This window comes from Nitrosomonas sp. (genome assembly GCF_022842015.1).
Lineage (GTDB): Bacteria > Pseudomonadota > Gammaproteobacteria > Burkholderiales > Nitrosomonadaceae > Nitrosomonas.
This window is the reverse complement of the sequence record NZ_JALHQJ010000041.1, coordinates 1-21,519: the sequence shown is the minus strand read 5'-3', so window position 1 is coordinate 21,519 and position 21,519 is coordinate 1. Positions and strand designations below refer to the sequence as shown.

Sequence of the window (21,519 nt, the reverse complement as noted above, 5' to 3'; positions counted from 1 at the left end):
GAAGCTAAACTGAGTTCTGAAAGCTCCGTTTAGTGCGAAAAGGTGTACTTGTCTTTTTTTTCGACGGATACCCTTCGTGTTTGCCTGTTTCTTCTGGTTTAGGTCGATAAATAACAAAAATTTTACCAATATGCTGTACAGGTGCAGCATTTAACAGCTGGCATATCTCCTCAAACAGCTCATTTCTGGCAATCCGATCATCTATCTGTACTTTAACCTTAATCAATTCATGGCTTGAAAGCCCACGATTTAATTCTTCCATAACACTAGCGGATAATCCAGATTTTCCAATCATCACAACCGGATTCAATGTATGCGCTTGTGCTTTTAATTCACGCCGGTGAGCAATAGTTAGTGTTAACATAAATTCTCTTCAAACGTATTATTCTACTTGATGAAACGAGCTAAAACCAGTAAAGCCTGGATGAAGGAGCATGTCAACGATTTTTTTGTCAAACAAGCAAAAAAAGAGGGGTATCGTTCACGTGCTGCGTATAAGTTGCTTGAAATTACTGAAAGAGATCGCATCCTAAAACCAGGATTGACTGTGGTTGATTTAGGCTCAGCCCCTGGCAGTTGGTCACAAGTAGCCAGCCATAAAATAGGGCACAGTGGCAAAGTTATTGCGGTAGATATTCTTGAGATGGCACCTTTACCCGGTGTAGAATTTATTCAAAGTGATTTTAGAGAGGAATACGCCGTAATTGAATTAAAGAAATATTTGAGAGATCATCAGCCCGATCTTGTCATTTCAGATATGTCACCCAATATGAGTGGAATTATTATCAGCGACCAGGCTAAAAGCATGTATTTAGCAGAGTTGGCATTAGCATTCTCAATGGAACAACTGAACTATGGCGGAAATTTTCTAGTCAAAGTTTTCCAGGGCAGAGATTTTGATCAATTCCTTTTCGATATGCGCGCTGGATTCAAAAACGTGATGATACGAAAACCCAAAGCATCGCGCGATCGCAGTAATGAACTATATTTGTTGGGATTAGGAAAAAAGTAATTACTGAAGCTGATCAGAAATGAAGGGATCCCCTCAGTGATCACAGTAAAAGTTTGTAGTAGGATAAGAGTTTGATAGCACATTTATTAAAAACGAACTATTCTGTTATAGTAAACAAAATCGAGTTAGAATGACTAATCGATGATTTTTAGGTGCAAACCAAGGAGCTATCTTGAATAACTTAATTAAAAATATGGCCATTTGGCTGGTAATTGCACTAGTGTTGATGACTGTATTTAATCAATTCAGCGTTCGTCAACCAACGCAAGTACCCATGGAATACTCTCAATTCATATCCGAATTGAATCAAGGCAGGATCGCCAAAGTGGTTATCGAAGGACGTACACTCAGAGGTACAAAGTCTGATGGTCGACGCTTTACAACATACGCACCATCCGATCCCTGGATGGTGAGCGATTTATTGAAAGCTGGCGTTATTGTTGAAGCTAAACCGGAAGAAGAACCATCCATGCTGATGAGTATTTTCATTTCATGGTTCCCAATGCTTCTGTTGATCGGTGTATGGATATTTTTCATGCGCCAAATGCAGGGTGGCGGGCGTAATGGTGGTGCGTTCTCATTCGGCAAGAGTAAAGCACGCATGCTCGACAAATCAACCAACACAGTAACTTTTAATGATGTAGCCGGTTGCGAAGAAGCTAAAGAAGAAGTTTCTGAACTGGTTGAATTTCTGCGCGAACCTACAAAATTCCAGAAACTGGGCGGACGTATCCCACGCGGTGTTTTGATGGTAGGTAGCCCAGGAACGGGAAAAACGTTACTGGCTCGGGCTATTGCTGGAGAGGCCCAGGTACCGTTCTTTAGCATTTCTGGTTCAGATTTCGTCGAAATGTTTGTCGGCGTGGGTGCATCCAGGGTTCGCGATATGTTTGAACAAGCCAAGAAGCATGCGCCCTGCATCATTTTTATCGATGAAATTGATGCAGTAGGTCGCCAACGTGGTGCTGGTTTGGGTGGCGGGAACGATGAGCGTGAGCAAACACTTAATCAGCTACTGGTAGAAATGGATGGTTTTGAAGGGGCTATGGGTGTAATTGTAATTGCTGCAACCAATCGTCCCGATGTGCTGGATCCAGCTTTGTTGCGTCCTGGACGTTTTGATCGTCAAGTAACGGTGCCATTGCCTGATATACGCGGACGCGAGCAAATTCTACATGTTCATATGCGCAAAGTACCACTATCCCCAGATGTAAAAGCAGATATTCTTGCACGTGGCACACCAGGCATGTCAGGTGCCGATCTGGCCAACTTGGTCAACGAAGCAGCGCTATTCGCGGCTCGAAGTAACAAACGCTTAGTAGACATGGATGATTTTGAGCGTGCTAAAGACAAAATATTCATGGGTGCAGAGCGACGCTCGATGGTGATGCCTGAGCATGAGCGTAGAAATACTGCTTATCATGAATCAGGGCATGCTGTTGTAGCTCAATTACTGCCAAAAACTGATCCGGTGCATAAAGTAACAATCATTCCACGAGGCCGTGCTTTGGGTGTAACCATGCAACTGCCAACCGAAGATCGCTTTAGTATGGAACGTGAAGAAATTTTACAGAGGATTGCAGTGATGTTTGGTGGACGCATTGCCGAAGAAGTTTTTATGAAGCAAATGACCACGGGGGCATCTAATGATTTTGAGCGCGCAACAGATCTAGCGCGACAAATGGTAACCCAATGGGGGATGTCTGACGAACTTGGCCCAATGGTATATGGTGAGAATGAAGGCGAAGTTTTTCTTGGTCGCTCAGTAACTACTCATAAAAATATGAGTGAGGCAACCATGCAAAAAGTTGACGCGGAAGTTCGTCGCATAGTCGATGAGCAATATGCGATTGCACGCAAACTAATTGAATCAAATAAAGACAAAATTGAGGCCATGACCAAGGCTCTACTGGAATGGGAAACGATCGATAGCGACCAGATTAAGGATATCATGGAAGGTCGTCCACCACGTCCACCAAAACCACCGCAAATTATATCTTCAACTGCGGACGATGAATCTGCAACGGAAGAAACTGAAGAACAAAGTGAATCATCAGCACCACAAGAAGTTGCAAAAGAAACTGATTAATCATTGATAACTTAATTAACGGGATACGATTTTATAAAATCGTATCCCGTTTTTACTTGCTAGTTTATTATTTACTGTGCCTTCATTTCCACACAACTTTATCGCCTCATTCAATCGCCCTCTGATAATGGGGATTATTAACGTAACCCCTGATTCCTTTTCGGATGGCGGTTTTTTTCTGTCAACACAACAAGCCATTGCGCATGCAAGAAGCCTCATTGACGAGGGTGCCGATATTCTTGATATCGGTGGAGAATCAACGCGCCCTGGGAGTCAACATGTCAGTGCTGATGAAGAATTAAGCCGCGTTATACCCGTACTGGAGGCACTCGTTGATACCGCTATCCCCATCTCCATTGACACTTCCAAACCTGAGGTGATGAAACATGCAATCGAGGCGGGAGCTTCGATGATTAACGACGTTAATGCATTGCGCAACACAGGAGCATTGGAAACTGTAGCACCACATAAACATGTACAAATTTGTTTGATGCATATGCAGGGCACGCCGCAAAATATGCAAGCCAATCCGTACTACATAGATATTGTCTCCGAGGTAAAAGATTATTTGCAACAGCGAATCCAAGCGGCAAACACGGCAGGTATTGCACTAAGCCGGCTGGTTATTGATCCTGGGTTCGGGTTTGGTAAGACACCACAACATAACCTTTCATTACTTAACCATCTCAATGAATTCACTACATTGGGTACCCCCGTATTGGCAGGCCTATCCCGCAAATCCATGCTAGGTGCGATTACTGGAAATAATGTAGACCAGCGGTTACATGAAAGTGTTGCCGCAGCCCTGCTTGCTGTTGTTAAAGGCGCCAAAATTGTGCGTGTGCATGATGTCAAAGCAAGTAAAGCAGCCCTTGCTATTCATAATGCACTCCAGGATTATGATTGATAAATAAAATTTAATTAACAAATTGCCAATAATGCTTTGTTTATCTTCTAATAATAATTTCATAAATTGACTAAAAAATATTTTGGTACAGATGGCATACGGGGCCACGTAGGAAAATTTCCTATTACACCTGATTTCATTATGCACTTAGGTTACTCGGCTGGAAAGGTTCTAGCTGCTTCCGACTGGCATCTAACAGAAGGAAAGCGCCAGACAGTTCTGATTGGCAAAGACACTCGCGTATGCTGGAATCCGCCTTAGAAGCTGGATTATGTGCAGCTGGCGTTGATGTTCTTTTGTCTGGACCGATGCCGACTCCAGCCGTAGCTTATCTGATTCGCGCATTACGACTGCAGGCCGGTATCGTTATCTCAGCCTCACATAATCTATTTGAAGATAATGGTGTAAAGTTCTTCTCTACAGTCGGCAGCAAGCTGCCGGATGAAATGGAACGCAAAATCGAGGCTGAATTAAATACACCGATTGCAACCAAACCTTCCGCACAGTTAGGCAAAGCTCAGCGAATTGACGATGCGGCTGGTCGCTGTATCGAGTTCTGCAAAAGTACTTTTCCTTATCACCTTGATCTACGTGGGCTCCGTATTGTAATCGACTGTGCGCATGGAGCCGCGTATCATATCGCCAGGTCATGTCATGCATGAATTAGGTGCCGATGTCGTCACCATAGGCGTACAACCTGACGGAATAAATATCAATCTTGAATGCGGCACTACTCATGCCGCCACACTGCAAAAAGCTGTTAAACAACATCATGCCGATTTAGGCATTGCACTGGATGGTGATGGTGATCGCGTCATGGTGGTGGATAAGCAAGGCAGGTCTTACGATGGAGATCAATTGGTTTATATTATCGCAAAACATCGTCAGCAGAACAGAAAACTCACTGGAGGAGTTGTAGGCACATTGATGACAAATCTAGCAATTGAGGATCAGTTTAAGAAATTACACATCCCTTTTCTCCGAACCAATGTCGGTGACCGCTATGTACTCGAATTGCTGCAACAAAAAGGATGGCAGCTTGGTGGTGAAAATTCCGGACATATTATTTGCATGGACAAACACACCACTGGTGATGGCATCATATCTGCTTTACAAGTTTTATACGCCCTTCGTGATACTCATAAAACGTTGGCAGAATTTATGCGCGGCGTATCACTATACATGCAGCGCCTGATCAATGTAAGAATCTCCAATTCATTTAATTTCAACACCAATAAAGCAGTCAATACTGTACGTAAAGAAGCCGAAGCTGATCTAAACGGCAACGGGCGCCTGCTCATCCGGGCCTCTGGAACGGAGGCTCTTATTCGTGTAATGGTCGAGAGTAAATTCAAACAAAAAGTTAATTACTGGACTGAACGCATCGCTGAGGTCGTTCAAATTGCCAGCAAAGAGTGAGCGATTACTTTCTCGCGAACCATGCTGATACACCTCGATACTATGCGAAATCTGCGCTCATGCTCCAGAATCCGAAAAAACCAAGCCTGGTCACAAAACATAAAAATTGTCATAATCCTGTAACAATTCCGAAATAAGATGTCGTGTGTTTTTGTCAAAACGCTCACCCCCTTACTTTATTCATTTGGAGCACGTATAAACATGTTGAATTCTTTAAACTTCAGAGCACCTATGACGACAGCTTTACTAGGTGCATTTTTCTATGCAAGCACGGCCAGCGCCACGCCAATTGTAAAAATTGATGGCTCAAGTACTGTTTTTCCCATTACTGAAGCCGTTGCAGAAGATTTTCAAATAGCCAAACGTGGCGCAATTCGTGTCACCGTGGGTATCTCTGGAACAGGTGGTGGATTCAAAAAATTCTGCCGCAATGAAATCGATATCGTAAACGCATCCCGACCAATTACCGAACTGGAAATGGAAGCCTGTAAGAAAGAAGGGGTACAATTTATTGAAATGCCCATCGCTTTTGATGCCCTAACTGTGGTTGTTAATCCCAGAAATACGTGGAGCAAAACCATCACTGTTGAAGAATTACAAAAAATCTGGGAACCTGCAGCACAGGGAAAAATAACCAGCTGGAACCAAATAAACCCAGCATGGCCAGATAAAAGAATCAAACTCTACGGTCCAGGCGCGGATTCTGGCACCTTTGAATACTTTACTGAGGCTATTGTTGGCAAAGCTAAATCAAGCCGCGGCGATTTTACCGCATCAGAAGATGACAACGTTCTGGTGCAAGGTGTTGCAAGTGATCTCTATGCATTAGGATTCTTTGGTTTTGCCTATTACATCGAAAACAGTAAAAAAATTAATGCTGTTGCAATTGATAGTGGCAATGGCGGAGTGCTCCCTTCTGCTACAACCGTAGAAAATAACAGCTACAAACCATTATCACGCCCGATATTTATTTACGTAAATGCCAAGTCAACAGAGAAAACAGAAGTACATGAGTTTATTAATTTCTATATGCAGAATGCAACAGAACTAGTAGCAGAGGTCAAATATTTCCCGCTCTCCAAAGAAGTATATGATCTCAATCTCGAACACTTTAACAAGAAAAAAGTAGGTACTGTGTTCAAAGGCACCGGGATCGACATAAAACTGGAAGATGTACTTAAACTGGAATCCAATTTATAAATAATCTAGAGCACACGCAAGGAAGTGCTGATCAACTCAAAAGCCTCTATTTGGCTTAGAATTGATCAGCATTTCCTTTATCCTTTGTAAAAAGAATAAATCGCGAACGCAATGGATTTTCTGCCAATTTTTTTAAATATCAAAGATAAAGCCTGCCTGGTCGTAGGTGGCGGTGAAGTCGCTACGCGCAAAGTTATGCTGTTACTCCAAGCCGGCGCGCAAGTATCAGTAGTTGCGCCCGAGCTGGATAGCGCTTTAAATAAGTACGTTGCTAGCAACAAGATCAGGCATAACGCCGAATGTTTTCAGTCCGGACATCTACATAATATTGTGCTCGTTATTGCTGCGACGAATGATCGAACCATAAACCAGCAAGTTTCAGAAGCAGCACGACAACGGGAAATTCCGGTTAATGTCGTGGATAGTCCTGAATTATGTACCTTTATTATGCCATCCATCGTCGACCGCTCACCACTTATAATCGCTGTATCCAGTGGCGGACGATCCCCGGTACTGGCGAGACTACTACGTGCTCAACTGGAAACCATAATACCCGTTGCCTATGCACGCATTGCAACCATTGCGGGAAAATTTCGTCAGCACGTCAAGCAACATTTCACACACTCGGAAAAACGGCGTGTTTTCTGGGAAAAAATCTTGCAAGGTCCATTCACTGAAATGGTGTTGGCTGGAAAAGACAAAACCGCACAAGATTATTTACTGCAATGCCTGCAACAGGCAAAAGACGAGCCGCTGCAAGGGGAAGTTTATTTAGTCGGTGCCGGACCAGGCAATCCTGATTTACTCACTTTCCGTGCCATGCGGCTGATGCAGCAAGCCGATGTTGTTGTTTATGACCGTCTGGTCTCGGCTGCAATTCTTGACATGGTGCGCCGCGACGCCACGCGCATCTATGCCGGCAAAGAGCGTAACTGCCATACACTGGAACAAGAATCAATCAATCAACTGCTGGTGCGGTTAGCGAAAGAAGGTAAACGTGTATTGCGACTTAAAGGGGGTGATCCTTTTATTTTTGGCCGCGGTGGTGAAGAAATTGAAACTTTGGCTGTGCATCATATTCCCTTTCAGGTTGTGCCAGGCATTACGGCTGCATCGGGGGTTGCAGCATACTCCGGGATTCCCTTAACACACCGAGATTACGCGCAATCATGTATTTTTGTCACCGGTCATCTAAAAAATAATACGATTGATCTTGACTGGCAACACCTCGCACGCCCTAACCAAACCATTGTGATCTATATGGGATTGCTGGGACTACCCGTGTTATGCCAGCAACTGATCGTACACGGCTTGCCAAGCTCTACACCTACGGCAATCATTCAGCAAGGCACGACACAAAAACAAAAAATTGTGACTGGAACTCTACAAACACTACCTAATTTGGCCGCAGCTGCAAACTTGACTCCTCCTACACTGATCATTGTAGGAGAGGTTGTCAAACTACACAAAAAGCTCGCATGGTTTGAACCGGAATCTTAAAATTCTTAGGCAAATTTAATGGCCATAAAATCGATTTCTTGAATGGAAAAGAATGAAACTGATTTATAAGTGTATTACTCAGACTCTTTAAATCGCATTGACAAGTCAATCGCTTGAATATTTTTGGTTAAGCCGCCGATTGAGATACGGTCAATACCGGTTTCAGCCACCTGGCGCACATTGTCTAGTGTTATGTTGCCGGATGCCTCCAATATTACCTGCCGTCCAGATATCTGATGAGCCAATATGACCGCCTCCGATAACTGACTCAACGTAAAATTATCTAACAACACCATGACAGCTCCAGCCGCTAGGGCTTCTTGTAATTCCGACAACGATTCCACTTCAATTTGCAGTATAGTTCCAGGAGGCGCAATTTCCTGTGCTTTGTTTAGTGCGGATTGGATATTACCTGCTGCAATGATATGATTCTCCTTGATCAGAATCCCATCATATAAACCCATGCGATGATTGAGGCCACCGCCGCATGTTACAGCATATTTTTGTGCTAAGCGTAATCCAGGAAGTGTTTTACGCGTATCCACAATGACTGCCTTAGTGCCCACAAGGGCGTCAACAAAACGTTTTGTTTGTGTCGCCACAGCGGATAACATTTGCAGAAAATTCAGCGCGGAACGTTCTGCTGTTAACAAATCACGAGAATTTCCTTGGATCTCACAAAGCTTTTCCCCTGATTGAACAAAATCCCCATCATTGGCAAACCAGGTGATAATCGTTCTCGGAGCTAATTCCAGAAAGCATGCTTCAAACCATTGCACGCCACACAATACCGCATCTTCTCTACTGATTACCACGGCGCTCAATTTACTTTCGCTTGGAATCAGTGATGCGGTCAAGTCGCCAGAACCAATATCTTCTTGCAGCGCACGCGCAACATTATCGTAAATTTCATCGTGTAAATCTTTCAATTGTTTTACCTTAACTCAACTCAGCAAAGAAAAAGAAGCAATATTTCTCATTTTACGATGCCTAAGCTGTTCACTTACTGCAGTTGAACAGATAGTATATAGATTACCCAGCATAATTAGGAAACAGTATGTCCGGCGCAATTGATTTAATCATCTATAGTATAGCCACAATGCTAGGTATTGCCGCAATCGGCATGATCGTATTTTGGTTCATCGAAGATGTCACCCAAAAAAAACATTCTGTACTACGCAATTATCCCGTTATTGGTCGATTGCGATATATTTTCGAGCGCCAAGGTAAATACTTCCGGCAATATTTCTTTGCTAATGATCGCGATGAGCTGCCATTTAATCGTGCCACACGTGGCTGGATTTACAAAAATGCCAAAAACAAAGGCAGCCTGGTCGGCTTCGGCTCCACCAATGATTTGCGCCAACCTGGCTCGATTATATTTGTCAATGCGACTTTCCCAATTCAGGAAGAAGATCAATTACCCACGCCTTCGCTACACATCGGCGCGGGCTTCTGCACGCATCCGTTCGAAGCCAAATCTATCATTAATATCAGTGGCATGAGCTACGGTGCCATTTCCAAACCAGCAGTACGCGCTTTATCACTAGGTGCCACACAGGCTTGTTGCTGGTTGAATACCGGTGAAGGTGGACTATCTCCGTATCACCTCGAAGGTGCCTGTGATTTGATCATGCAAATCGGCACCGCAAAATATGGCATAAGAGACGGGCATGGTAATTTTTCACCGCTACGTGCAAAAGAATTAAGCAAGGTTGTAAAAGCATTTGAAATTAAGCTATCTCAAGGCGCCAAGCCCGGCAAGGGAGGATTGCTGCCTGCCAATAAAGTACATAGTGAGATTGCTGCAATCCGTGGCATCCCCGAAAATGAGAATTCGATCAGTCCGAACCGTCACAAAGATATTAACAACATTGACGAGCTGCTCGATAAGATCCATTTTATCCGGGAGCTGACTGGACGACCAGTGGGCATTAAAACAGCAATCGGTGGATGGAATTTCATCAATGAATTATGCGACAGCATTAACCGACGCGGTTTGGAATACGCCCCGGATTTTCTCACGATTGATGGTGGCGAGGGAGGAAGCGGTGCGGCTCCACAAACACTGATGGATCACGTGAGTCTACCAATCTCGGAAGCCTTACCACGCGTAGTAGACGCCTTGTTGCAATCCGGTTTGAGAAATCGTATTTATGTTGTGGCTGCCGGAAAATTGGTAACCTCTGCAGAGGGTGCATGGGCACTCTGCGCTGGAGCAGATTTTGTCAATACAGCACGCGGGTTTATGTTTTCATTGGGTTGCATTCAAGCAATGCGCTGCCATCTCAATACTTGCCCTACCGGCATCACAACACATGATGAGCGTTTACAGAATGGATTGGTGGTGGAAGAAAAATATCTGCGGGTTGCAAATTATGCCAGAAATGTCAATAAAGAAATCAACATGATCGCCCATTCATGCGGTTTGCACCACGCCCGGCAGTTTAAACGAGAGCATGTTCGTATCATTGAGACTGCTGGAAAAAGCGTGGCTCTAAACATTCTTTATCCCTACCCCGAAGTGCCTAAAGAAACAAATTTAGGCTAATTGATCCGATAACTACCCCGTATTTATTAAACTATTTCTCTCCACTTTCTCAAAGTCAGAGACAATTGAGAAAATCCACGATACTGCATCATTCTAAGAATTAAGGGAGAAAAACCCCTTAGATATATATCTCAGCATAGTATGCGATTGCCGATAATACATCCCTAATGTAGGTTCAAATTCTTCATAATTGCATCTGGCACACAAAACATAATGGTTCGTTTTCTCATCAATCAAGATAACAAAAGGATACTCTTAATCAGTAGTTTGATGATCATTATGCTTATCCTGCTGACGAGTCTTACTGTATATAACGTGATGCAGCGGCAAATCGAAGCAATGGCTATTTCAGGTCTTGAAGTTGCATTAGAAAATAAGGCCAAACATATTGAAAAGCAAATCACGCACTCCATAGCGAATACGAAAGCAATATCAACTCGTCTCTTTCTCGCACAAAGCCTGGAGAAGTTTTATTCTGATAGCTCTCAAAGGGAAGGTATTCGAAGGCTTACACAATCAGCAAAAAAAATACTATCTACTCACTTCTCAGGTATCGAGTTCTATGACACTAATGATAATTTGATTTTAGGTGCAGGCAACCTCTCCAAACAGGGGAAACTTGCTGTGAAATTGGATACAGAATCAGATATCAACACAATATTATTCTGGAATCACGGCTTCATTGTGCGAAATTCGATTCAACTTATAAATGAATACAGCGAACCTATTGGTCGTGTCATCACAGAAGAACGTATGCCTGATCTCACTAGGGTCTTTACAGAGGCGGCCCTCATCGGCAATACCGGAGATTTTCTACTTTGCGCGCCTATCAAAGACAATGATCCTGAAATGGATTGCTTTCTACGTACCGCTGACGATGACAAATTTAAACGTATGCAGCGTATTATAAATAATGAGCCACTTCCGGTACATTTTGCATTAGAAGGTCAATCTGGCATTATATTTACCAAGGATTATCGGCAAATCGAAGTTGTCGCTGCATATACTCCCATTGCCTATGGTCTTGGTGCCGTTCTCAAAATAAATAAAGATGAATTAAACAATTACTCGGCAGCCCAACTCAGAACAATCATATTTTATATGACACTAATCTTGTTCTTTGGGATTGCAATAATAAACTGGCTTACTTTTCCGCTAATTCAAAGAATTATTGGTCAAAAAGAGCTGTATCTAAAAGAACGCTTGAACGAGAACATCTGCTTACAGAAAATCAGAAACAATCTGGATCTGAATCAAGGCACGGAAGAAACTTGCAAAAACATTTTAAAATCTTTGTTGCCGGTTTTTGAATTTCAAGAATTGCCTGTTGCCATGATTAAGCTTCAAGAAAAACAATACTTCACTCCTAATTATCAAGAAAACTTACCTCATTGTATAAGTGCAGCCATCGTATCTAGTGGACAACAATGCGGTTTGCTGCAGGTAGCATATATTAGCAGCTCCTCATCACCGCTAACTTATCAGCAAAATCTAATCGACACCATCGCGCATGACTTAGGCCGATGGTATGAACGCAAAGAAGCTGAAAAGCGCATTATTAAAATGGCAACCCATGATGCATTAACGGGGTTACCCAATCGGCATTTGCTTCAGGATCGCATTCAGCAGGCATTGGCTTATGATATGCGCCTACAACGACAAATGGCAGTACTATTTATTGATCTGGATCATTTCAAGACCATCAATGATTCACTTGGTCATGAAATCGGTGATTTACTATTAAAAGCCGTCGCAGATAGACTAACGTTTTGTATTCGCAACGAAGATACAGTTGCCCGTCAGGGAGGCGATGAATTTATTGTAGTGCTAAATTCTATCGCCGAGTCACTGGATGCCGCTAAAGTGGCTCAGAAAATTCTGGATTCACTGATGCAGTCATTCCATATCCATAACAATGAGTTACATATTAATGGCAGCATAGGCATCGCGGTGTTCCCTGAAGATGGCGTCAATGCGGAAACGCTGCTTAAGAACAGCGATGTTGCCATGTATCATGCCAAGAAAAATGGGCGCAATAATTATCAATTTTTCACCGATGAACTGAATAAGTCAGCATACGAAAGACATATCCTCAGCCTTGATTTACGTTATGCATTAGAACGGAATGAATTGCTTTTATACTATCAACCTGTTATGGATATGCCCAATCATAATTTATATGGCGTTGAAGCACTACTGCGCTGGCGACACCCTGAGCAGAAACTGATTACTCCCGATAAATTTATTAACTTGGCAGAAGAAACAGGATTGATTATTCCAATTGGTGAATGGGTACTAAAGACAGTCTGCATGCAAATAAAAGCCTGGCAGGATCAAGGTTTCTATGTACCCAGAGTTGCCATTAACCTGTCTGCGCGACAATTCCGTGACAAGAATTTAATTAATAATATCTCACGCATACTGAGCGAAACCGGAGTTAAAGCCGAATATATCGCCTTGGAAATAACTGAAAGCATGCTGATCGATAATATCGAAAAGGTAGTGGAAACGCTTAATCGTCTCCATGCAATGGGTCTACACATCTCAATTGATGATTTCGGTACTGGTTACTCGAGCCTCAGTTATCTAAAACAATTCCCCATTCACACACTTAAAATAGATCGCTCATTTGTGCGTGACCTTGTAACCGACAGAAATGACCGCACCATTGTAGCCGCTATAATTGCAATGGCACACAGCCTGGAAATGGAAGTTATCGCGGAAGGCATAGAAATAGAAGAACAATTAAATTTTCTAGTGACACAAAAGTGCAATCACTACCAAGGCTATTACTTCAGCAAACCAGTTACTGTCTCTGAAATTGAGCTCATGCTAATGAACTCAGTAACTCAATCGAACAAGATTCGCGCTATCGGCTCAGCAAAATAACCTGCTCTTGAAAATTCACACCTCTCCCCCACTTAGGCATCAACAACCTATAACGGGAGAATTTTATGCGCTTTGACAAACTAACCACTAAATTCCAACAAGCATTTGCTGATGCACAGAGTATCGCTATTGGCCAGGACAATCCGAACATAGAACCGCAACACCTGCTGCTGGCATTATTGCAACAAGAGGATGGCAGTACGCGCTCTCTACTGCAACGCTCTGGCGTTAATACCGCTCCATTGCTGGAAAGTATCAAGCAAAGCATTTCTCGCTTGCCCAAAGTTGAGAATTCAGGTGGTGAAATCAATATTTCCCGTAGTTTGAATAATCTGCTCAACTTAGCTGATAAAGAAGCACAAAAACGCAACGATCAGTTTATTGCCTCTGAAATGTTTCTTTTAGTGGTCTTGCAGGATAAAGGAGAAATAGGAGCATTGTTAAAACAGTTTGGCGCCAACACCACAGCCTTGGAAAAAGCGATTAATACAGTACGAGGTGGTGAGCAGGTCGGTAGTCCAGACGCCGAAGGTAGCCGTGAAGCATTGAAGAAATATACATTGGATCTTACCGAACGTGCACGTCAAGGCAAATTGGATCCAGTCATAGGGCGTGATGATGAAATTCGTAGAGCAATCCAAGTATTGCAACGACGAACCAAAAACAACCCCGTTCTGATTGGCGAACCGGGAGTCGGTAAAACTGCAATTGTTGAAGGTTTGGCGCAACGTATCATCAATGGTGAAGTACCTGAAAGTTTGAAAGACAAGCGTGTTCTCAGTCTGGATATGGCTGCGTTACTGGCAGGCGCCAAATACCGCGGTGAATTTGAAGAGCGCCTCAAATCCGTGCTGAAAGAACTTGCGCAAAACGAAGGTAAAACGATTGTATTCATCGATGAGTTGCATACGATGGTGGGCGCTGGCAAAGCAGAAGGCGCAATGGATGCAGGCAATATGTTGAAGCCGGCCTTAGCGCGCGGAGAATTACATTGCGTTGGCGCAACAACGCTCAATGAGTACCGTAAATACATTGAAAAAGATGCTGCGCTAGAGCGACGCTTCCAAAAGGTTCTCGTAGAAGAACCCACTGTCGAAGCCACCATTGCAATATTGCGCGGCTTACAGGAAAAATACGAAGTACATCACGGTGTAGATATTACTGACCCCGCCATTGTTGCTGCCGCGGAATTATCCAATCGCTATATTACCGACCGTTTCCTACCTGACAAAGCTATTGATCTAATTGACGAAGCTGCGGCGAGAATTCGCATGGAAATTGATTCTAAGCCTGAGGTGTTGGATAAACTGGATCGCCGTTTGATACAGCTTAAAATTGAACGTGAAGCGATTAAAAGAGAAAAAGATGAGGCATCACAAAAACGCCTTCAACTTTTGGAAGAAGAAATTAAACAGAAGGAACGCGAGTATACTGATTTAGCTGAAATCTGGAAAACTGAGAAATTCCAAGTATTAGGTTCGCAGCAAATCAAGGAAACAATGGAAAAACTCAAACTGGAAATAGAAGCCGCAACTCGTAAAGGAGATTGGCAGAAGGTTTCAGAGTTGCAGTATGGCCAACTGCCACAATTGGAAGCACAACTGCAACAATCTGCAGGAAATGAATCAAGCTCTACTCCTGCGCCTAAATTGTTACGCACTCAAGTGGGTGCTGAAGAAATTGCAGAGGTTGTGTCTCGCGCCACAGGTATTCCTGTATCAAAAATGATGCAGGGTGAGCGTGAAAAGTTGCTCCTGATGGAACACAAGCTACATGACCGGGTTGTTGGTCAGGATGAAGCTGTACGCTTAGTTTCAGACGCGATCAGGCGTTCCCGCGCCGGACTGGCTGATCCCAACCGTCCTTATGGATCGTTCTTGTTCCTGGGACCAACTGGGGTAGGAAAAACAGAACTATGCAAAGCACTCGCTGGTTTTCTGTTTGATTCCGAGGATCATTTAATCCGAGTCGATATGTCTGAATTCATGGAGAAACATTCGGTCGCCCGACTGATTGGGGCCCCACCGGGCTATGTCGGCTATGAAGAAGGCGGTTACTTAACCGAGCTTGTGCGCAGAAAGCCTTATGCGGTTATTTTGCTGGATGAAGTTGAAAAAGCGCACCCGGATGTATTTAATGTGTTGCTGCAAGTGTTGGACGATGGACGAATGACTGATGGTCAGGGACGCACTGTCGATTTCAAAAATACAGTCATCGTCATGACATCCAATTTGGGATCACAGATGATTCAGGAAATGTCAGGAAATGAGTACTCTGCCATCAAGCAGGCTGTCATGAATGAAGTAAAAATATATTTTCGTCCTGAATTTATTAATCGCATTGATGAGGTGGTAGTGTTTCATGCTTTGGATGAAAAGCATATTCAATCAATTGCCCGGATACAGTTGCATTATCTTGAGGCAAGATTGGCCAAATTGGAAATGCAACTAAAAGTCAGTGAATCAGTACTCACCGCTCTTTCTCAAGCAGGGTTCGATCCGGTATTTGGCGCTCGCCCTTTAAAACGAGCTATCCAAACACAAATTGAGAATCCACTTGCCAAAGAAATTTTAGAAGGTAAATTTGTTGCAAAAGACACAATTCAGGCCGACTACAGCGACGGCATTATCAGCTTTACCAAAATGCATGAGTAATCTTAGAGTATGCCAATGTAGTTGGGCATTACCTCTAATTCGGAACGCATGTAAGTAAAGATAAAATATGCTGGGGCACACAGTGAAACTAATTAAACAATATTAGTTTGAGGTAAAATAAGCCTTTTTATTGGATAGATTGTCATGTTTAAAGGTAGCTTGGTTGCTATCGTCACTCCCATGGATGAAGAGGGTGGACTAGATTTAGATCGTTTCCGCTCTCTTCTGGATTTTCATATAAACCAGGGTACTGATGGCGTTGTGATAGTTGGCACCACAGGTGAATCTCCAACAGTGGATTTTGATGAGCACCATCTGTTAATGCGCACAGCGGTTGATCATATCGCAGGACGCATACCGGTGATAGCAGGAACTGGTGCAAACTCAACACGTGAGGCTATTGATCTGTCCATTTTTGCCAAGAATTCAGGTGTGGATGCGTGCCTCTCGGTTGCTCCTTATTACAACAAACCCACCCAGGAGGGGTTATATCAGCACTTTAAAACAATTGCTGAGGCAGTTGATATTCCGCATATTTTATACAATGTCCCTGGAAGGACCGTAGCCGATATTCATAACGATACCGCACTTCGTCTAGCACCAATTCCTAATATTGTTGGCATTAAAGATGCAACTGGCAATATCGGACGAGGTTGTGATCTATTATTACGCGCACCTCCCGAATTTTTCATTTATAGTGGCGACGATATTAGCGCATTAGCATTATTGCTGTTAGGGGGGCATGGCGTTATTTCAGTTACCGCAAATGTGGCTCCCAGAATGATGCATGAGATGTGCATTGCTGCGCTTTCGGGAGAGATAAATACTGCGAGGTCGTTAAATAATAAGCTTTTGCGCTTGCATACAGACTTATTTGTCGAAGCCAATCCCATTCCTGTGAAATGGGCCGTTACACAAATGGGCTTAATCAATTCTGGAATTCGTTTGCCACTCACACCATTATCTGCTCAGCACCATCAGCTTATACGCGAAGCAATGCAACTGGCGGATATCCACACGACTTGAAGAGGTAAAATGTCAACCATGAAGTGGCGAAAAATGGCCTTACCGTGCCTGATACTGATGTTCTCAATGACAAGCATCGGTTGCAATATGTTTCCTGAAACCAAGAATATTGATTACAAATCGGCCGGCAAAGCACCCGCTCTGGATGTACCCCCTGACTTGGTTCAACCTGACATTGATGAGCGCTATTCGATTCCAGAGCAGAGTTCACCTGGAAGCGCAACATTTTCCAGCTATAGCAACGAACGGGGTGGACCGCAAAACACCAGTTCATCTTCTTTACTACCATCATCTTTTCAGGATGTGCATATTGAACGCTCAGGAACACAGCGCTGGCTAGTTATTCCCCAATCGCCTGAAACTGTATGGCCGATAATTAAAGAATTTTGGCAAGAACTTGGTTTCCTGATCAAAACAGAAGTTCCCGAGGCTGGAATTATGGAAACAGATTGGGCAGAGAATCGAGCCAAGATTCCACAAGATATTATACGCTCTGTACTTTCCACTGTACTCGATAGCATTTATTCCACCGCTGAGCGCGATAAATTTCGTACCCGCCTTGAGCGAAACCAGGTAGGTAATACGGAAGTATATATCAGTCACCGCGGTATGATCGAAGTATTGCAAAGCGGCCCTCTCAATCGCACCATCTGGCAACCACGCCCGGCCGACCCCGATCTGGAAGCTGAAATGCTCTCGCGTTTAATGATGCGCTTCGGCGTTGAGGAGCAAAAGGCCAAACTGGAATTAGCCACTAGCAAAAATAATGCTTCTGTTGAACGCGCTTACATCGACCAAGAAGGAACAACGCTGGTTATCAATGAAGCATTTGACCGATCCTGGCGACGTGTTGGCTTGGCACTTGATCGAATTGGCTTTACCGTTGAAGATCGCAATCGTGAAGAAGGTATTTATTTTGTACGTTATGTCGATCCCGATGTTGACAGCAAGAAGAAAGGCGACGATAAAGGTATTCTATCAAATATAATATTCTGGCGTAGTGATGACAAGGATGCTGCCAAAGCCGCAAAATTCCGCATACAGGTTCATAACACTGGAACCAACATATGCAAAGTAACTTTCTCAAATGATGACGGGACAACTGTTAACTCTGCCACATCCAACCGTATCCTAAAACTATTGCATGAGCAACTAAAATAAAGAGGAGGATTACCCCTCTTCTTACCAATATCTAGCGTTATATAGTTACACCAAATCATGTAATGAAAATTACATTGAAAATCAGGAAAATCTACCGCACTCCGCATTAAAAATCTAAACGCATTTTTATGTGTTCCTTCAGGGAACGCTTTAACCAATATCACCACTTCCAGTTTTTCTTCATCCATGTCCGATCTCCATACCTCGCATGCGGGCAATTCACAATATGCAAACATCTCAGACTTATTTCATATCGCAAGCGACACTTGATAGCGGCTCTCAAAACGTAATTTTTTTCTGAAACCTGTGGAAAAAAACAAAATTAACTGCTATCTTATAAACATAAAAATAAAGTTCCCTCATTATTTATAACTAAAAAGGAAAGGGAGTGTTTCATGACTAAAGCAATTTCAATTCCAGACATCAGAAACCAGAATCGTCGCCGGACCGTACCTTTCTTTTGCACCTATCACTTGGGAATTAAAACCGGAAGGAGGTTAGGTGAACGTAGAATTCCTCAAAAAGGAATGCCGGAGTATGTAGATCGCTATCCTGGGCATTTGATGGTTTGTATGGTTGTCATTTTATTCTTAGGTGTGCTAGATGCTTTCTTTACCCTCAATATTCTAGCTAGAGGTGGAGAAGAACTGAATTGGGTTATGGCACAACTGATTGAAGATAGTACGCAAAAATTTATCAGCTTTAAGCTGGCACTTACATCAATGGCGCTGATATTACTGGTTATTCATTACAATGTGCGACTTACTGAAAAAATACGCGTGTGGCATATCAAGTATTTGATTCTTTCCGGTTACACAGTATTAATTGGTTATGAATTGTATTTATTGAAGCTTGCAGAATTATATTGAATTCATCATTGATATTAGAATTGTCGTTGAAAAAATTAATTTCGTTGCGATGTGAAATGACTGGCTACTTTCCTCAAATCATCAATTGCTAATGTACCGGCAGCTTGCTGCAGCCGAAGATATGCCAACAAGTAGTTATATCTTGCCTGAGCAAGATCACGTTGAGCTGTATGTAATTGCTGCTGAGCGTCCAAAAGATTCAAATTAATACGAATACCACCACGAATACTTTTTTGTGTTGCTTCCACAAGCAGCTCTGCTGATTTCACTGCCATTTCCAAGGATTCAATCCTTTTGACACTACTCATTAACAGATTGTATTGCTTGCGTAGCTCGACCAATACCTGAAGGGTTGCTGCGTCTAACTCGGCCTCAGCGCGGGCATGATTTGCAACTGCTTGTGCGGTGAGCGCATTTACACGCCCTCCTGAATAGATAGGCATATTAACTTCAATTCCAATCGTTCCAAATTCCGCATCCAAACCTTGTGTAACAAAAGAGCCTCTCTTATTCTTTTGCAGACTGGCAACTAAATCAACACGGGGTAAATGACCAGCGTGGTTTTTCTTAATTTCTTCTTTGCCCGAAACAACATTATGACGTTGCGTCACCAATTCAGCGTTTTGTTCGAGCGCCAAAGCTTGCCAAGTGTCATAGCCATCTGGAAGCTGTATTGCCTGAGAGCTAAAAGTATCATTTAAACGAACCAATTGTGTTATTTCCTGCCCTATCAACGCTTCCAGTTTAAGTTGTGCGATTTCTAGCTCATCTTTTGCTTCAATTATTTTTGCTTGTGCTAGCGAATACTTAGATTGTGTTTCCAGAACATCAGTAGTAGTTCCCTCCCCTCTATGCAGCATGCGCTCATTGACGCGTTTGAGTTCTTCAAGGGCATCAACCTCTGTCTCAGAAATTCTTACGCGATCTTGTGCTAACAAAGTTTCAACATAAGCTTCCACGACTCGAACTAAAAGCTGCTGACTATGCCCAAGAAATTTTGCACGGCTAGAATCAGCCCTGGCTTTTCCTTGCTGATATCCAGCTATTGCTTCAAGATTGAATAAAGGCTGGCGCAAGGTTAGCGTACTCACTTGTCCATCAAAATTCAGCGGTTGAGAACCCGCACCTGTATCCAATGTACCTGAATTCTTGTTTTGGGCGTGCGTTACGGCCAAGCTTGGCAACAAACTAGCACGCCCGATGATTTCTGCTTGCTGACCTGCTTCATTTTCGTGCAAAGCAGAGCGATAGATTGGGTCATGCAGCAATGCCGCCTCATAAGCATCCAAAAGGTTCAGAGCATGTGCAAAATTAGTTGAATTAAAGAATAATACAAAAACGATTATTGAGATCTTATGATAAAAAGCAATCATTGCAACTACTCTTCACTTAGGGATGAATGGACGCGATCCAGAATTGGTTTAAATAGATAATTCATAAGTGAGCGCTCACCTGTTTTAATAAATATTTCAACCGGCATACCTGCCCGTATTTGTTCATCGGCCAATTGTTTCATACCTTCTGGTGTTACTTTAGCTTTAATACTATAAAATGGAAATCCGCTGTTTGCATCAACGAGTCGATCTGCCGATACCTGGGTAACAGTACCAGGAATATTGGGTGTTTTCTTTTGATTCAGCGCAGAAAAAATCAAATCTACTGGAAGATCAACATGAATTTTATCAATTAGATGTACAGGCACCTGGCCTGTAATAATCAGCATATCATCACTTGGAACAATATCCATCAATTTGGATCCTGGGGCGATTACACCACCCTCTGTAAATACATTCATACCGACAACAATACCATCGACGGGTGCCTTAACTTCTAAAGTTGCCAATTCAAAATCCTGTCCAATCAGGCGACTTCTTAATACATCAGCTTCACGCTGCACATCAGACAATGTTTGTCTAACTTCTTTCTGATATTCCTGCAACCGGTGAATGCGGCGTTGTTCAAGTTCCGTAATCTGGCGTTGCGTACGCCCAATATCGCCAGTGTCGGAAGAAATTTCTCCTGTGAGTTGCGTATAACTCCGCTCAAGTTCCAGAACACGATTGCGGGGAACAAAACCATCCGTGGCCAGATCGCGCAAACTGAAAAGTTGTTCTTCAAGGAATTTAAGTTGCTGGTTTTTACTGACTCTTGATGACTCCAACCCCCGCAACTGTAATTTCAGACCCGCAGTATTTTCATCAATTGCAGCAATCTCATGTTGCAAAGCAAGTCTACGCGATGA

Annotated in this window: 15 protein-coding genes and 1 pseudogene; 12 read left to right on the top strand and 4 right to left on the bottom strand. The window is 43.1% G+C overall.

Annotated features, from left to right (window positions below; translation table 11 throughout):
* Positions 1 to 4: 4 nt before the first annotated feature.
* Positions 5 to 364, bottom strand: coding sequence for a ribosome assembly RNA-binding protein YhbY (yhbY, locus tag Q0C11_RS09085; protein ID WP_293007233.1), 360 nt, complete (start codon positions 362 to 364; stop codon positions 5 to 7).
* 30 nt (positions 365 to 394) lie between these two features.
* Here yhbY and Q0C11_RS09080 point away from each other — a divergent pair, with 30 nt between their 5' ends.
* The 6 genes and pseudogenes from Q0C11_RS09080 to cysG all read left to right on the top strand — a co-directional run bounded on the left by Q0C11_RS09080 (position 395) and on the right by cysG (position 8,127).
* Entirely contained in the window at positions 395 to 1,012 is a 618-nt protein-coding gene (locus Q0C11_RS09080) for an RlmE family RNA methyltransferase (RefSeq protein WP_293007232.1), read from the top strand.
* Between the two features lie 172 nt (positions 1,013 to 1,184).
* Positions 1,185 to 3,101 (top strand): ATP-dependent zinc metalloprotease FtsH, encoded by a 1,917-nt coding sequence (gene ftsH / locus Q0C11_RS09075; protein ID WP_293007231.1) that lies wholly within the window; start codon positions 1,185 to 1,187, stop codon positions 3,099 to 3,101.
* A gap of 127 nt (positions 3,102 to 3,228) precedes the next feature.
* Positions 3,229 to 4,008, top strand: coding sequence for a dihydropteroate synthase (gene folP / locus Q0C11_RS09070; protein WP_293007230.1), 780 nt, complete (start codon positions 3,229 to 3,231; stop codon positions 4,006 to 4,008).
* A gap of 66 nt (positions 4,009 to 4,074) precedes the next feature.
* A pseudogene (gene glmM, locus Q0C11_RS09065) lies at positions 4,075 to 5,427 on the top strand (phosphoglucosamine mutase).
* A 201-nt stretch (positions 5,428 to 5,628) separates the two neighbouring features.
* Complete coding sequence (locus Q0C11_RS09060; RefSeq protein ID WP_293007229.1) at positions 5,629 to 6,627, top strand: PstS family phosphate ABC transporter substrate-binding protein; 999 nt, start codon at positions 5,629 to 5,631, stop codon at positions 6,625 to 6,627.
* A gap of 111 nt (positions 6,628 to 6,738) precedes the next feature.
* Positions 6,739 to 8,127 (top strand): siroheme synthase CysG, encoded by a 1,389-nt coding sequence (cysG, locus tag Q0C11_RS09055; RefSeq protein ID WP_293007228.1) that lies wholly within the window; start codon positions 6,739 to 6,741, stop codon positions 8,125 to 8,127.
* A 74-nt stretch (positions 8,128 to 8,201) separates the two neighbouring features.
* On the opposite strand, the gene nadC is transcribed toward cysG, so the two are convergent.
* Positions 8,202 to 9,056: a carboxylating nicotinate-nucleotide diphosphorylase gene (gene nadC, locus Q0C11_RS09050; protein ID WP_293007227.1), complete on the bottom strand. Its 855-nt coding sequence runs from the start codon at positions 9,054 to 9,056 to the stop codon at positions 8,202 to 8,204.
* A 128-nt stretch (positions 9,057 to 9,184) separates the two neighbouring features.
* Between nadC and Q0C11_RS09045 the strand changes: the two genes are divergently transcribed.
* The 6 genes from Q0C11_RS09045 (at position 9,185) to Q0C11_RS09020 (ending at position 19,277) form a co-directional block, all read left to right on the top strand.
* On the top strand, positions 9,185 to 10,678 hold the full coding sequence (locus tag Q0C11_RS09045; protein WP_293007226.1) for an FMN-binding glutamate synthase family protein: 1,494 nt from the start codon (positions 9,185 to 9,187) through the stop codon (positions 10,676 to 10,678).
* Positions 10,679 to 10,948: 270 nt separating this feature from the next.
* Positions 10,949 to 13,567 (top strand): EAL domain-containing protein, encoded by a 2,619-nt coding sequence (locus Q0C11_RS09040; RefSeq protein WP_293007225.1) that lies wholly within the window; start codon positions 10,949 to 10,951, stop codon positions 13,565 to 13,567.
* Between the two features lie 65 nt (positions 13,568 to 13,632).
* On the top strand, positions 13,633 to 16,221 hold the full coding sequence (gene clpB, locus Q0C11_RS09035; RefSeq protein WP_293007224.1) for an ATP-dependent chaperone ClpB: 2,589 nt from the start codon (positions 13,633 to 13,635) through the stop codon (positions 16,219 to 16,221).
* Between the two features lie 144 nt (positions 16,222 to 16,365).
* Positions 16,366 to 17,247: a 4-hydroxy-tetrahydrodipicolinate synthase gene (gene dapA, locus Q0C11_RS09030; protein WP_293007223.1), complete on the top strand. Its 882-nt coding sequence runs from the start codon at positions 16,366 to 16,368 to the stop codon at positions 17,245 to 17,247.
* Positions 17,248 to 17,265: 18 nt separating this feature from the next.
* Entirely contained in the window at positions 17,266 to 18,408 is a 1,143-nt protein-coding gene (gene bamC, locus Q0C11_RS09025) for an outer membrane protein assembly factor BamC (protein WP_293007240.1), read from the top strand.
* A gap of 395 nt (positions 18,409 to 18,803) precedes the next feature.
* Positions 18,804 to 19,277 (top strand): DUF5658 family protein, encoded by a 474-nt coding sequence (locus tag Q0C11_RS09020; protein ID WP_293007222.1) that lies wholly within the window; start codon positions 18,804 to 18,806, stop codon positions 19,275 to 19,277.
* 35 nt (positions 19,278 to 19,312) lie between these two features.
* Here Q0C11_RS09020 and Q0C11_RS09015 read toward each other — a convergent pair whose 3' ends face one another.
* Together Q0C11_RS09015 and Q0C11_RS09010 are read right to left on the bottom strand one after the other, a co-directional pair.
* Complete coding sequence (locus tag Q0C11_RS09015) at positions 19,313 to 20,650, bottom strand: TolC family outer membrane protein (RefSeq protein ID WP_293007221.1); 1,338 nt, start codon at positions 20,648 to 20,650, stop codon at positions 19,313 to 19,315.
* A gap of 5 nt (positions 20,651 to 20,655) precedes the next feature.
* Positions 20,656 to 21,519: HlyD family type I secretion periplasmic adaptor subunit (locus Q0C11_RS09010; RefSeq protein ID WP_293007220.1), on the bottom strand; the 864-nt coding region annotated here is incomplete at its 5' end.

Excerpts from the sequence above, each read along its gene's own strand:
- Q0C11_RS09060 (WP_293007229.1), top strand. The coding sequence starts at position 5,629 with ATGTTGAATTCTTTAAACTTCAGAGCACCTATGACGACAGCTTTACTA.
- yhbY (WP_293007233.1), bottom strand. The coding sequence starts at position 364 with ATGTTAACACTAACTATTGCTCACCGGCGTGAATTAAAAGCACAAGCG.
- dapA (WP_293007223.1), top strand. The coding sequence starts at position 16,366 with ATGTTTAAAGGTAGCTTGGTTGCTATCGTCACTCCCATGGATGAAGAG.
- folP (WP_293007230.1), top strand. The coding sequence starts at position 3,229 with ATGGGGATTATTAACGTAACCCCTGATTCCTTTTCGGATGGCGGTTTT.
- Q0C11_RS09040 (WP_293007225.1), top strand. The coding sequence starts at position 10,949 with ATGATCATTATGCTTATCCTGCTGACGAGTCTTACTGTATATAACGTG.
- cysG (WP_293007228.1), top strand. The coding sequence starts at position 6,739 with ATGGATTTTCTGCCAATTTTTTTAAATATCAAAGATAAAGCCTGCCTG.
- clpB (WP_293007224.1), top strand. The coding sequence starts at position 13,633 with ATGCGCTTTGACAAACTAACCACTAAATTCCAACAAGCATTTGCTGAT.
- bamC (WP_293007240.1), top strand. The coding sequence starts at position 17,266 with ATGAAGTGGCGAAAAATGGCCTTACCGTGCCTGATACTGATGTTCTCA.
- Q0C11_RS09045 (WP_293007226.1), top strand. The coding sequence starts at position 9,185 with ATGTCCGGCGCAATTGATTTAATCATCTATAGTATAGCCACAATGCTA.
- Q0C11_RS09080 (WP_293007232.1), top strand. The coding sequence starts at position 395 with ATGAAACGAGCTAAAACCAGTAAAGCCTGGATGAAGGAGCATGTCAAC.
- Q0C11_RS09020 (WP_293007222.1), top strand. The coding sequence starts at position 18,804 with ATGACTAAAGCAATTTCAATTCCAGACATCAGAAACCAGAATCGTCGC.
- Q0C11_RS09015 (WP_293007221.1), bottom strand. The coding sequence starts at position 20,650 with ATGATTGCTTTTTATCATAAGATCTCAATAATCGTTTTTGTATTATTC.